This is a genomic window from Bacteroides sp. AM16-24, assembly GCF_003471885.1.
Lineage (GTDB): Bacteria > Bacteroidota > Bacteroidia > Bacteroidales > Bacteroidaceae > Bacteroides.
This window is the reverse complement of record NZ_QRKI01000001.1, coordinates 131,737-146,880: the sequence shown is the minus strand read 5'-3', so window position 1 is coordinate 146,880 and position 15,144 is coordinate 131,737. Positions and strand designations below refer to the sequence as shown.

7 protein-coding genes are annotated in these 15,144 nt (G+C 41.3%); all 7 read right to left on the bottom strand.

Going from position 1 to position 15,144, the window contains the following annotated elements; genetic code table 11:
- Positions 1 to 466 precede the first annotated feature (466 nt).
- Entirely contained in the window at positions 467 to 1,882 is a 1,416-nt protein-coding gene (locus DW182_RS00510; RefSeq protein ID WP_118294313.1) for a DUF5115 domain-containing protein, read from the bottom strand.
- A 28-nt stretch (positions 1,883 to 1,910) separates the two neighbouring features.
- Positions 1,911 to 3,095: a SusE domain-containing protein gene (locus DW182_RS00505; RefSeq protein WP_115501892.1), complete on the bottom strand. Its 1,185-nt coding sequence runs from the start codon at positions 3,093 to 3,095 to the stop codon at positions 1,911 to 1,913.
- Between the two features lie 22 nt (positions 3,096 to 3,117).
- Positions 3,118 to 4,743 carry a RagB/SusD family nutrient uptake outer membrane protein gene (locus DW182_RS00500; RefSeq protein ID WP_118216444.1) on the bottom strand — a complete coding sequence of 542 codons (1,626 nt, stop codon included), beginning with the start codon at positions 4,741 to 4,743 and terminating at the stop codon, positions 3,118 to 3,120.
- A gap of 21 nt (positions 4,744 to 4,764) precedes the next feature.
- A complete protein-coding gene (locus DW182_RS00495) occupies positions 4,765 to 7,860 on the bottom strand; it encodes a TonB-dependent receptor (RefSeq protein WP_118216443.1) in 3,096 nt (1,031 codons plus the stop codon).
- Between the two features lie 873 nt (positions 7,861 to 8,733).
- A complete protein-coding gene (locus DW182_RS00490; protein WP_118294312.1) occupies positions 8,734 to 11,211 on the bottom strand; it encodes a glycoside hydrolase family 2 TIM barrel-domain containing protein in 2,478 nt (825 codons plus the stop codon).
- 25 nt (positions 11,212 to 11,236) lie between these two features.
- Positions 11,237 to 12,421 (bottom strand): glycosyl hydrolase 53 family protein, encoded by a 1,185-nt coding sequence (locus tag DW182_RS00485; protein WP_115501891.1) that lies wholly within the window; start codon positions 12,419 to 12,421, stop codon positions 11,237 to 11,239.
- A gap of 47 nt (positions 12,422 to 12,468) precedes the next feature.
- Entirely contained in the window at positions 12,469 to 15,036 is a 2,568-nt protein-coding gene (locus DW182_RS00480) for a hypothetical protein (RefSeq protein WP_118294311.1), read from the bottom strand.
- Positions 15,037 to 15,144 lie beyond the last annotated feature (108 nt).

Sequence of the window (15,144 nt, the reverse complement as noted above, 5' to 3'; positions counted from 1 at the left end):
TGAGACAGAAGCAGGAAAAGAAGTAGTGCAAACGGTTGCATGAATCAAAGCATATATTCCCGATCAATTGGTTTCTATCGGCAAAGATATAACGGACCGGAAATCAACTTATGGGATTTGGTGTGTTTCACCGGACTTATTGGAAAAATATTTTTTCCCAGTTGGAGAAATATTTTTTCCCAAGTGGGAAAAAAACAGAGCTCTGCAAAACTTGCAAATTTGCAAGTTGTTACGGCAACAGCTCCCAAAGTTCTCTGTTTTTAGTTCTATTCATTCATATAATAATTGAATGTTTAGCTAACTATTGCTTTATAAATATATAGGAATAACTCACTGCATCCCATTAGAACTGCAGACGAGCCAAGAAAAACACATTTGTTTTTTATAATGTATGAAGATAAGCGAAGCCCTCTTCCCCATATTAGAAAAATGAGGAAGAGGGCTTGGTTTAAATTCTAAAATTGGATCACTTAAAAACTCCTGTACCGTCAGTGAAATTCAAATAGGCTTTCTGGCCTTCTGAAACACTTACCCGTTCTTGATCGCCACCATTGCCACGATAAACAATCTTTCCATCAAGAACAATAAATTCCACCTTCCACCAATCGTAGCCACCAAAATTGACGCACATACGCACTTCTTTACTTGCCACGAATGCAGGAGACACAAATTCCCCATCTTTTGTTTCCGGAATAACAAATTTTCCCGTTTCATCAACATTCCATCCTGCAGGAGCCGTATCCCCTATCAAATAAACGTTCGGAGCCAACACATTAACAATGCGTTCCGCACCATTAACAACATGAAGCAGATACCAACCGGCATTCTTGGTTTCCAAATTATTATCAGTATCAGCGGCCAAACCTGCACCGGCTTCATCATTCACCGTTGCCTGACCACCGAAATCATTTCCCCAATCGGCCTGCGGAGCGAACTTAATCTTTTCGCCAACACTCAAATATACAATCGTCCAATAATCAGTGCCTGTACCATTTACTGGAGTAAGTTGTTTCCATACACCACCCCAAGAGTACTCACTACCCGTCATATAAAGTTCCGTAGGAGCTTCCGTGATTTCATAAGTATAATCCATCATATTAATGATCATATTATACTTACCGGCTTTCGCAATCTTACCTGCACCGGCACCCTCATTCACGAGTTGACCGCTCATAGCATCATCTCCATCAACTTTAGGGCCTACAACTCCAGGATTTGCCCAGAAGTCACCTGCGTCAATATTCTTTTGAGGAATAATTTTCCAATATTGATCATCAGCTGTTGTAGTTATGGAGATGGTAAACACTGGATCATCATAAACATTCACATCACTATGGGCGAATTTTATCATACTCGCCTCATCCCATCCAACCATATCACCAACAAGATAATACGATTCTGAGATATCAGGCTTAATAAGTGTTACTTGCACTTCTACCTGATTGGAACTTACACAAAAAGCTTGTTCAGCTTGTTTTATGTATGCCATTACAGTTACAGCCAATTTACGTGCAATCGGATTCTTGCCATAATAGCTTTCCACTGCACTCACGACTTCTTTAGTAGATACATTTCCTGAAGCATCAGCTGCCAAGATAGTTTTTCCCTGTGCGACTCCATTCTCATCTATTTTGCTCAGTACAGCTTCATAAGCAGTAACTTCCATACCTTCCGGAGCATCTACCGACGCTGTAAAAAGCTGAATAGTTTCAGTGGTAACATTCTCCATTTCAATGGCCGCAGCAGGCGTAATATTCACGCTTATATTTTTAGCTTCCTCCGCATCAAAACCTTGAGGAGCTGCCCAGTCATCATAATCACCCTTACAACCGCTAAAAAACGCGGTTGTAAGAACTATACTATATATGAATGATTTTCTCATACTAATCAAATTATTTATTTATTCATTATTATTTATTGTAAAAATGATAGTAACCGGTAATATCATTAAAGATGACTCGATAATCGCCAGCCTCTACAGGAATATTAGCACCGCCGCCAACACCCCAACCAAACGGGAACTTATCACCGCCCCAATTAGGATTCCAGCTGCTATCAACGAGGAACTTCATTCCTGTATTTTCAGTTATACTCATATCATACATCCATACATGTGGACGGGCGCCTGCATAAGTATCTACCGGAGACATGTGCACAGCTCCATCCCCCCAATTCGTAAAGTCACCTGCAATCATCATCTGCTGGTACTCTGCCGGGTCCTTATCAAGAGCAGTAAATGTCAAAGTGTTTGTATAACAATCAAGATCTATTCGATAGTAGCCTGCCGAAGGAACTTTAAAATCCGCACCTTCACCAGTATCATCTTTCAGACGAGGTTGGTTAATATCTCCATCAACACCCCCCCATTGATCGGCCCACTCACCGGGAACACGAATAATCTTGAAGCCAAGCTCAGGTGTGAAATAACCTGTATAAGTAAGAGGACCTTTACCCGTTGCCTCATCAAACTTACCACCTTCTACTGGAGACATCGGATAAACAGAAACACCGATTTCCGATCCCCATGCACCATCTCCTACACAAGCACCGATAAGATACCACAATTCAGTATCCGCAGCAACCAATGCCTGGAAGAAAGGTTTAACTTTCATTGTTATACTATTTGAATAAGTATTTTGGCCTGAATTCAGAACACCATTAAGACGTACATATACATCCAAATTATCCGGTATTTGCTCTTCTGCCGTATATCCACCTATCTTCATAATGGCTCTATTGAAATCTTTAGCCACAACGTCAAATTTAGCCTTCGTACTATAACTTTCCAATTGTACAAATTTGGGATTGCCTACTATTTCACCGTTCTCATCAAGCACATTTTCCCATTCATCAGTTAATGAAAGTTGAGGATAATAGCTTACAGCAGCTGTATAACCAAAATCCGGTTGTTTACATGACAGTTCAATCCCCTCACAATTAGCTAAATCATACACATTACCAGCTAATGCAGGTGTATTCAGCACAAAACTATCAGGTACCGTCAAGGTAGGATTGGAGTCTCTGTCATCTTCACACGATGTAAAGCCCATAAGAGCAACACCTACCAACAAAGATGCAATAATATATTTTTTCATATTCCTTATTTTCATTTAGAGATTAATAACCAGTATTCTGTTTCAGATTTTTATTATTCGAGATCTCATTTACCGGTAAAGGGAAAATACTCATATAAGAGGGGAATTGATTACCCTCATAAACACCTCCCATCCATTCCCACTTATAGCTAGATTGTCCGGCAAATTTACCAAAGCGAATAAGATCGACACGCCGACGTCCTTCAAGCCAAAACTCACGGCTCCATTCATCACAGATATCATCCAATGTATAAGTACTCTTTACAGGAGCATGTGCACGTGTACGCAGTTCATCTATTTTTGCTTTAGCATTACTATTACCAGTAGCGCCATTTTTACGAACTGAAGCTTCCGCATAAGTCAAATATGCCTCAGCTATACGCATAACAGGTAAGTCCGTATTGACAAACTCAATAACAGCATTGTTACTTCCATCAGAATTAACATTGCGGAACTTCACACAGCTATACCCCAAATTTTCATCAGTGCCTTCATCTGAAACAGAAATGTCCATTCCTTTATTGAAAAACAATGCACGGTCGTCATTTGCAGCAGTAATCATATCTTGCAATGTTGCTGCTTCAGCAGGCTTAGTAGCAAAAAACTTATCAATAAGTTGCTTACGCAGACGAATACATTTACCCCAATTGTTATCAGCACCTGAAGGAGCATAATTATCTGTCGGCACTTTATTAGAGTAAGAAGCTTGAATAAGGAAATTGGTTCCTTCATAACTTTTGGTAGTTTCACCATCAGTAAGGCCTACCAATAAGTTCTCATATTGTGCTCCATTACGATTATTATCGGCCAAGAACAACATTTGATAACCTGTATATTTCTCACCAGTTACCGGATTAGTAGCTCCCGTTGTATTAAGATGATAATATCCATTATTAATAACCTTTTCAGCATAAGTCATGGCATCATCCCAGCGAGGTGTACTTGTATAGACTTCTGCATTCAAATAAATACGTGCCAATAGGTTCCAAGCAGCTACACGGTCAGCGCGACCGTAAGTATTTTTACCAGGTTCCGCCATCAAATCAGCACATTCTTTTAATTCTTTCTCAACATATTCAAAGAACTGGCTTCTTGTATAACCTACAGCCATTTCAGCAGACACAGCTTCAGTAAAGGCCGCATTTCCATACAAGTCCATAACAAGTGCATAGTTATAAGCACGTATAAAACGTACTTCTGCATTACGCATCTCTTGGTCTGCCGCATTACCCTCTTGACTTAAATAAAAGTTACAAAGTGTAATTGTAAAATATAGACGATAATAAAGAGCTGCCGAAAATACACAACTTTCCCCCCATGAGTTGTGAAGCAATTCCGGTATACCAGCATCTGTTGCCCATACCCAATGTGCTTCATCAGCAGTAAATTCGTTGAGATACCACTGAGAACGGAACATACCTGAACGTCCTTCATCAACATCATCAATGTCACCATTGCCATTAGGTCCTGATTGCCCTGTCAGACTAAAACTAGCATAGATTTTGTTGAAGACGGCGTCATTATCGAATTCCATCGTTTGCTGCGGATTGATTGGAGTGACATCCAAGTCGCCTATACAAGAACTTAAGTTCAATGTTAGCGCAAGTGCCGCAGCAGGTATTATTGATTTCAGTATTTTTGTTTTCATGTTATTTTTCTATAATATGGTTTAGAAATTAAGACTTACACCAAATACACCAGTGAATGGACGGGGGTAAATATTACCATCATAGCCACCATTGATTTCCGGATCAATACCTTTGTATTTAGAGATTGTAAAGACATTCTGAGCTGTAAGATAAGCACGACCACTAATTTTCATTCCGAACAACTTTTCGAAGCTATATCCCAAAGTGATATTATCGCACTTCAAGAATGAAGCGTTCTGAATGAAGTAGTCAGACAAAGCATCTTCAGTAGAAATATAACTCCAATCTTTGGCCATAGTCATATTAGTTACATTGTGCCATGTATTGCCATTAAATAAACGTTCTACAGAAATATTCGAGCGCCCGGCTTCTACAGCGTTATAAGCATAATTGCCAAGACTTGCACGAAGAGAAAAGCCGAAGTCCCAATTCTTGTAAATCAATTTAGACGTCATACCCATTATCACATCAGCATCAGCCTTTTTATAGAAATAACGGTCTGCCGAGTTGATAGTACCATCTCCATTACGATCTACAAACTGCCCCTCAATAGGTTGGCCATTCTGGTCATAAACCTGTTGATAAGTATAGAAAGCTGATACCGGATGTCCCACAGCCCAAGCTTTAATACCATCTGAACCAGAATCACCTACTGCAAGACCTCCATGCAGGATTTTATAATCAGCATCATCGCTTGCTAACAGTTTATCAATTTTATTATCATTATAAGTTATATTATAACCCAATTCCCAACGCCAATCTTTCGTTTGGATAGGCCGATAAGTGAACGACAGTTCGACACCCTGATTATGTAACTCACCAATATTACTTGTAACCTTATTCTTAAAGTTAGAACCTGCAGCAACAGCCACTGTATTGATAAGGTCAGTAGTCTTTCTGTAATAATAATCCAAATTTACAGTAAAACGATCATTTAAAAGACTCAAATCAATACCAGCATTGTAGGTAGTAGTCTTTTCCCAAGTCAAGGCGGCATTATAAGCATCAGGACGGTAAGTCATACCATTGCCTACAATTGGATAATATGCACCCAAACCATTAGTCGTATAAGAAGCAAAATAAGTGTAATCGCCAATACCTTCCTGCTGACCAGTTTTACCCCAACCTAAACGAAGTTTCAAATCAGAAACGACTTTAGAATCTTTGAGGAAAGCTTCTTCATTGATTTTCCATGCAGCTGCAACAGAAGGGAACAATCCCCAACGATTGTCTTTATGGAAACGTGAAGAACCGTCATTACGTAGCGTAACAGTCAGCAAGTAACGATCCAGCAACGAATAGTTCAAACGACCAAAGAAAGATACCAAATAATTCTCAGTCTTGTAGAGAGTATTTTCTGACGGATCTTTTATTTCACCTGGATGCTCCTTGTTGGTATCAGGATAAGTACCGTAATAGTAATAATCGGTTTCTTTATGGAAATGCTGCCATTCATAACCACCCATTACATCTAAATGATGATTCTTACCGAAATCCTTAGTGTATTGGGCATACATATTCAGTGAGAGATTATAAGTATCCTGAGTATTCCAACCCTGACTGCCATAATAATAATTGTCATAATTATAACGGCTATAATATTTGTCACTCTTACCACTCTTCAAGTCCATACCAGCATTCACATGCAAATGGAGATCTTCAAGACCATGAATTTTATAATCCAACTCAATATTTCCAGTCAGCTCCTTACCTTTACCCTTATCTGAAGTTGTATTCAAATAAGCCATAGGATTACGCGTAGACAGAGAGTTGATAGAATATTTCCATTCATCATCACCACGATCTACAGGCGAACTGTATTGAAAATAGCCACCAAAGTTTTTGTTGTAGAATTCACTGTCAATCATAACAGGTTTTGTTGGATCCATTTCACTGGCCGCACCAATAGCACTGGTGTTAGCATACGTTGTATTAGAATACATTCCTTTGGCATTAAAATTCACAGTCAAATGATCGTTCAAGAAAGTAGGATTCAAACTCACACTAGCTGTATAACGCTCAAAGTCTGAGGTTTTAAGAATACCTTGCTGTTTTGTATAACCCAAAGAAACACGATAAGGAAGATTCTTATAAGCACCAGTCAACGTGATGTTATGGTCGGTAGCAATAGCTGTGCGGTAAATTTCATCTTGCCAATCTGTGTCAGCAAAAAGGTGTTGAGCTCCATCAGCTGGTGTTCCGTCAGCATTATATGCACTCCAGTAACCCATATTTTTATAATAGTCACTGGCTTCCCAATCAGCACCTTCCAATCCACTCTTGTTCTTTATAAAATTCATGAATTCATTAGCGCTCAGCACATCCAACTTATTAGTCACAGTACTTACCGATACATTTCCATTATAAGAAATAGTCGGCTTCATATTTTTGCGTCCTTTCTTAGTGGTAATAATAATAACACCATTAGAAGCACGGCTACCATAGATTGCTGTAGCAGATGCGTCTTTCAACACCGTAAAGCTTTCAATATCATTAGGATTTACAAGGTTTAAAGGGTTGGACATACCCTGCATACCGTAATTATCCATAGCCAGACCATCGATTACAATCAACGGATCATTGCTGGCATTCAATGATGAACCACCACGAATACGAATTGAAGCTCCGCCACCTGGTTCACCACCACTGTTCTGAACATTAACACCAGCAATCTTACCAGTAATCATGTCTTGCGCACTAACCTGCAAACCTTTGTTCATTTCATCAGGTTTGATAGCTGTCACCGATCCGGTCAAATCGTTTTTCTTAGCGCGACCATAACCAATTACGACAACTTCACTCAACAACTCGGCATCATCCTTCAAGGTAATAATTACCGAAGGAGCCGCAGCTACTTCCTGAGTCTGATATCCAATGAAAGAAACCACCAGCGTTGCCCCTTTGGGAACACTCAGCGTAAAATTACCGTCAAGGTCGGTGATTGTACCATTTGAGGTATTACCTTTTTCCACGACATTAGCGCCAATCACCTCACCCATAGCATCCTTTACATGCCCTTTCACGGTGATGTTCTGTGCATAAACGCCAACAGACAAGAATAACCCCATCAATAGGGGAAGAATCATTCGATAGATTCTAAGATTAACTTGCTTCATGCATTTAAAAAATTAAAGTTAACAATATTAATTACCTATATTATATATTCGAAATTATCTTTCGACTGCTTTTTCTTTTATAAGGTATCTATAACACGACGCAACAAAAATATGCTTTCTTAAAATATTAAAATATAAGAAATATGAGAAATATGCAATTGCAACAGTGCAAACGATTGCAGGAAGTTGCGCCATTACATTAGAAAAGGATTAGTCTTTGAGATGGACAAATACATAATCATTTTCAAGAAACAAAGAATTACAAAATGTCAAAACAACAATAGAAACACTTCTTTTATATCCATAATGCTAGCCTATTCCCTATTCTCATAACATACCTCATTTTGTAAATCCGCAAACCAGCACATTCTCCGAATAAATAAGGAATAAGAATGCACTAAAATGCATATTATTCCAGTTTTGATCGCTATTTATACAGAAAAGGGTTACTACTTACAGGTGATAAGGTTACTACTTACAGGTAAAAGAGTTACTACTTACAAGCAAGAGGGTTACTACTTACAAGCAATGCACTTATTTGCATCACGTCTCTCACCTATAAGAACTATTTTCCATGAATATTTCATTCTAAAACAAATGTAAACATTTCGCTATTCAACTATTAATCTGATATTTGTTTCTTTTCATTGTCATATTTCCAACTCTATAGGTCTACGGCCAGAAATAACGCACTCTCAGCTAACCTAAAATACAATTTGTCACAATGACAATTAGCTATATCCTTGTCCTCACTCATTCAGCCTTCTATATAAAGCGCCATTATGGGTCGTATATATCCCATCCCTGTCACACATTTGTTATAATTACAAACGGGAGGACAGGAATGGAAAATCTTCTTAAATCAATACCTTATTATTTTGAAGAATAGAGTGTAAGTTTACCGGACTTTACCCCTTTGGCTTTAGCTTCAAATACTATCTCACCGGCTTGCTCGACAGTCTGAACAATTGCCGTCAACTGACCGCTGAAAGCAGGCATCTTCGGCAAGTGAAACAAATCGAGTGAAGTAGCATCTCCATTAGCAGCAGCACGATAATGACCCGCACCTTTCACCGTAAAGTTAACAAGACGACTGTCCGAAGGACAAAGGTTTCCATCTTTATCAACCACGCGAACTGTGATATAGGCTAAGTCTTTGCCATCGGCAGTAAGTTGCAAACGATCAGCGACCACTTCCAGATGATGAGGTTTACCAGCAGTACGGACCACTTTCTCCTCTGCTATTTTACCTGAAGCATCATAAGCTACGACTTTCACTTCACCCGGCTCATAAGGAACATCCATCCACATCAAGCGGTAGCGACGTTGGAGAGCAAGCGCATCTTTGTCTTGAATAGCTTTACTTTCTTCGGCTGTCAGTTTATGCTGTTTACCGTAACTTTTCCCATTGACGAAAAGTTCGGCAGTCGGATAGTTTGTGTAAACGAAAACAGGAGTATTCTCTCCTTCCCTACCCGGCCATGTCCAGTGAGGAAGTACATGGAGTGTATTCACATTCTTATTCCAAAGACTACGGTACAGATAGTAACGGTCTTTAGGGAGACTGGCAAGGTCGATGATACCAAACAGCGAACTATGACTCGGCCATGCATCCGTATCATAAGGAGAAGGCTCACCCAGATAGTCGAATCCTGTCCAAACAAATTGACCGATAGTCCAGTCATAATCATCTGCTAAAGCAAAATCCTCATCGGGAACATTAGACCAGGCACAATGCTCCAAGTCATATCCGGAAGACTGGTGATCATCGTATTTCGCATCCCCGCGTTTCTCTACAGGGAATTTATATACGCCACGGGAACTAACGGTAGAAGAAGTTTCGGAACCAAGCACTATATTCTGCGGTAGCAGTTCATAAGCTTCCAGATAACGGTGTGCACGATAATTAAAACCGGGTACATCAATCATTGCTGCAAAACCATTCTTCAAAACACAAGAAACCTGATCCATCCCGCAAGTAACAGGACGTGTCGGATCTTCACGATGACAGATATCCTGCAAGAAAGAAGCAACTTTATAGCCTACAGAACTACATTGGGTAGGAACTTCATTACCGATGCTCCACATCACTACACAAGGATTGTTGCGGAACTGATGCAGCATATTTATCATATCACGTTCTGCCCACTCGTTGAAATAGCGGTGATAGCCATTCTCACATTTGGCAATGTCCCATTCGTCGAAAGGTTCCACCATCATCATGAAACCCATTTCATCACAGAGTTGCACTAACTCCGGCGCAGGCATATTGTGAGCGGTACGAATGGCATCGCAACCCATATCTTTCAACAGTGTGAGTTGGCGACGTAGTGCAGCAACATTGATGGCAGCCCCCAACGGACCGAGATCGTGATGATTACATACTCCCTGGAACTTACGGTGCTTGCCATTCAGGAAGAATCCTTTGTCAGCAATGATTTCTATACTACGGATACCGAAACGAGTAGTATATTCGTCCGTTTGCTTGCCATCGGCATAAACTTTGGAAACAGCCTTATATAGATAAGGTGTCTCCGGCGACCACAAGCAAGGAGCATTCACCAGGAAGTTTTGTTCAAAAGGTTGACCATGATTAATCTTACGGGTATTATCCTTCGTCGCAACAACTTTCCCATCGGGAGAGATAATCTCTGTTACGATACGGATATCTTTTCCTTCATCATTAGCAATAGTCGTCAGCAGACGTACTGAGGCATACTCATCAGCAACATGAGGAGTAGTCAGCTGAGTACCCCATACTGGAACATGCACTTTATCAGTGCTCACTACACGCACATTACGATAAAGCCCTGCACCGGGATACCAACGGGAAGATTGCGGTTTATTCTCCAAACGCACGGCAAGGGTATTGTTCTTACCGTCTTTATTCAAAAATCCGGTGACATCGCAATGGAAAGAATTATATCCGAATGGCCAGAAACATGCTTCTTGCCCATTGACGTATACACGGGCTTCACTCATTGCACCATCAAAGACAAGTGTCGTCTGCTGATTAGCAGGAGCATCGAACGTAGTACGATACCAACCTATTCCTACGTAAGGGAGTCCACCTGTACGTCCGGTCTTGACAGAAGCCTTCTTTTCGAAGTTCTGCGTTACTGCTACTTCCTGCAAGTCATTGCTGCGATCGAAAGGACCGAAGATGGCCCAGTCATGAGGTACGGTTACGGTTTCCCATTTACGATCATCAAATTCAGGCTTCATGGCTTCCGCTACTTCACCTTTCGTAAACTTCCAGTTCTTCTCCAACAGTGTTTCTATACGCTGAGCTTTTGCTATCAAAGAGAAAAGAATACAGCAGGAGAAAGAGATGAATAGTATCTTCTTCATTTTCAATCAAAGTATTTAATTAATGTTATTTAAAAGCATCCATTATAACAGTAGGATAACCGCCTTCTGTAAATGCTCCCAACCTATATTGACTCGGCCTGCACTCCGGTTCCCAATAGAACACTCCTTTACAACGACCGTTGGTATTTTCCTTGCACTCTTTCAAGATACGGGCAAGTTGCCTCTTTCCCTCGTTCAAAACAGAGGTACTTGCCAACTTACCATTGTCATCAGCGCACTCCATACCGGTTTCTACCACCATTACATCACAATTGTACTTGGTACTCAAAGCTTTGATGTTGCTGATGCAATCCGTAATGACAGCATCGGCAGATGAATAGCCTTCTTTGGCATCACGCGACCAATAAGGATAAAGCGACATACCTATCATATCCCACTTGCCGCCGTTCTTCTTCAATTCATCGAAGAACCAAGTGAACAAACCGCTGTCCCATCCATTGTCCAAGTGAACAATCACAATAGCATCGGGAAAAACCGACTTCACAGCATCGTATCCGGTAGTGACGAAAGCACCAAGATTGGCCCAATTCATGGGATATACCACTTTGTCGGTAGCACTTGCCGGTGCATCTTTCAAATCCTTCTCCGTCACATTATAAGATGCGCCGCTCAAAGCCACGTCTTCATCCCACAACATGCCCGGACGAATTTCATTCCCCACTTGCACCCATTTAGGAATGACCCCTATCCCCTTCAAGGCCTGAAGCACACTCACCGTATGGTCTTTAATGGCACTTTTCAAGTTTGCCAGATTCTTTCCTACCCATGACGCGGGTTTGTTTTGCTGGGCGGGATCGGCCCACCAATCACTGTAATGAAAGTCTATCATTACATCCATCCCCAACTCTTTGGCTCTTTTGGCCTTCTCCACCACATCGGCAGTGTTACACCAATTGCCATGTTTACTCGGATCTACCCATACGCGAATACGAATGGCATCAAGCCCCAGTTCCTTCATCAGAGCCGTACACTCACGCTGCTCACCTTTGGCATTATAGAAGTTGTAGCCTTTGGATTCGTATTCGGTGACCCACCCTATGTCAGCACCTTTGGCAAATTCCACCTCTGTAGTTCCATCGTCACCGTCGGGATCGACCTCCGGCGCAGGAATTGTTTCGTTATTACTGCTACACGCTATTATAGCAAAAGCAATACCCAAAAAGAAAGACAAAAATTTCATGTGTTTCATGGCAAATATAGTTATCAATGATACAAATATAAGTAATAAAAGCGTAATCATTCAAGCCAGATACTCCCTATCTCTATTTCCATAGCCTTTTCAGCAACTCCATCAAAAGAGAGTTCGAGAGTTTCACTCCCCTCTACCTTGAAAGGTATTTCAGTCTGCGGACGGAAATAATTATCAAGGAAGACCGGATAGACGTGGGGAAGTAAAGCTGTATTTGTTTGCTTCAAATCCTGCAAGGGTACACGAATGATACCATCAGTTGCAGCGGCACACGAAGCAAGATAGGTATATCCGTCAGAAGTAATGAAGCCGGCTTTTAGTCCTTCGGGAATCTTCTTTGCATGGATACACAAAGTGCGGCAGGAAGCGAGTCGCTCAGGGCGTCCATCGATATCCTCCTTAATGTAACGACGAAGAACGAAGACAGGCGCCTTATCTTTAGACTCAAAGGTGATGCGCAAGGTCGGCTTCTCTGTCGGTGCATTTTGCATCAACTGGCGGTTCGTGCGGCTCCATCCGGGCATAGTATATGTTTCCAATTTACTATCAGCATCCACTATTTCCAGCAGAGACAATGGTTTTTCAGGAGCAACTACGTTGGTTTCCCACAGGGTAGCCGAAGTATAGTCCCAATCCAACGGACTCCTGGCTACTCCCGAAGGAAACGTTTGTCGCTTATCGCCTTGACAAACGACGATGTTATACCTAAAACAACCCTCTTTTATTTCTGTAGCAGGTACGGTAGCACGATAAACGTAACCACCTGTATGATTCATTTTCAGATAAGGATTCTTTTCATTCCAGAAAGATATCTTATCTGTGTAGATAATAACGGAATCGGGCATTTCATTACCCGCTACAATGGCCTCTATCTGTAAATCTTTACCGGCATCTACTGTCTTGGCAGGAGAATGAGTAACAGTAAAACCTTTATCATCAGAAATGGATGGACATACATATTCACCAAGAGTAATATTCTGCCAATGAGCATCAGTAGTCCATTTACCGGAAGCCGATATACCTTCACGCTGTAACAGATAAACACCCGGACGAAGGGTAGAAATCTTGCCATTCGCAGCCTGTGAACTGAACGTATTTCCATTATTCAAACCGTTCACCCGGAATTGCTTACCTAAATCAGGTAAATTCAGAGTCATATCCCATGCACCGGAAACAATGCGCATTACTTCTTTATCCAAAGAAGGCCTTGTAAACGGGTCACTAACCTGTACGGCATCGGGCATTACTTCCAAGCGCCAAACACCCTCTTCCAGACGATCCAGCCAATAAACTCCCGTACCTTCATAATTCACCACCGGAGATTTGCCACAACCGGCTATTGCGCGAAGCTGAGAAATATCTTTCGGACGAGTTTGGGTCGTATTGGAATAGTAGAATTTCTCTCCGTCATTCAGTTCGCTTAAATCCTGCACGTAGCTGACACGGAAATCATTGAATAATGTATCTGCCGGATAACTGCCAAAGCTCTCTCCCCTGCCCACTTTCTGTGCCACTTCTGCGGCAATCATCAATCCGATAGCTTTATTCGGAGTGTATGCTACATTCAGGTAATGAGTCTGGTACTCGGTATTGTAAGCCGCCATGTCGATAGGATCATAGGCAAACTGAGTAATCCACTGGAAACCGGCTGTGCGGAAAGTGCGTACAGTTGCCGGATACATATAGGAATAAAGAATATCAGCGGGATCAAATTCATAAACCATACGAGCCTTCTTATTGAAACCTTTCAGATTGGAGAAAGGAATATCGTAGCGGTCTACGGAAGGCAGGAAGTTTCCCTTGCGGGTATGTCCGGATACAAGACCAATAGGATACCATTGATAGGTAGTACCTTGTATGGCTGTAGAATAGTAAGCCTCTACCACATGCTGGTTATGACTGACATTGTAAAACACCGGTTTGCGGTTGCCTGCACGCTTCAGGGCGGACAGCATCTTATTTATATAATTACGCGTCTCAGCAACAGTGCCGGGATGGCAAGGCTCGTTGTTTATTTCAAAGCCTACGATATAAGGATCGTCTTTGTAAGCATAACCTGTATAAGGATTCACGTGGCGTACAAGAGCAGCAATATACTTTTCCTGTGCAACAATAGCATCTGCATCACTATGAACGGCACATTTATCATAATTTAAAGAGAAACCACTGGTAGGCTGATTACGTTCCGGATAACCGTTACCAAAATTTGTCTGTGCCGTGATAATGGTACGGATACCGCGTTCCTGTAATTTATGGATAAGGTAGTCCAATAATTCCAGGTGTTCATTTTCCAGCAAGTTACCTTCTGCATCAGAAATCTCTACGTCCCAGATGTGAATACGGTAAGCATTCAATCCCAAGCGTGCCATGTGATAGACATCACGGTCGATGGCAGCTTTACGATCCACTCCCAGATAACCCATCGCCCGGTAAGCATGTGCAAAGGGTAAGGTATAGTTCACACCAAAGAAAGAAGCTTCTTTCTTCGTATCCGACCAACGCATGACGCCGCCGGCATCTACATAAATAGTAGGAACGCTTTTGGGTACTTTGTTCTGTGCCGGAGCAACTACTGCCAGCAAACAAGTAATCAAGATAAAAATGTGTCTCTGCATGTCATCAAATTCAAGTTGTTTTTCTGTTGACAAAAGTAACGGAGTGGAGTTATTCATCAAAGCAGATATCGGACATAAAAGGAAACAAAAAGGACATTAACTGATTAT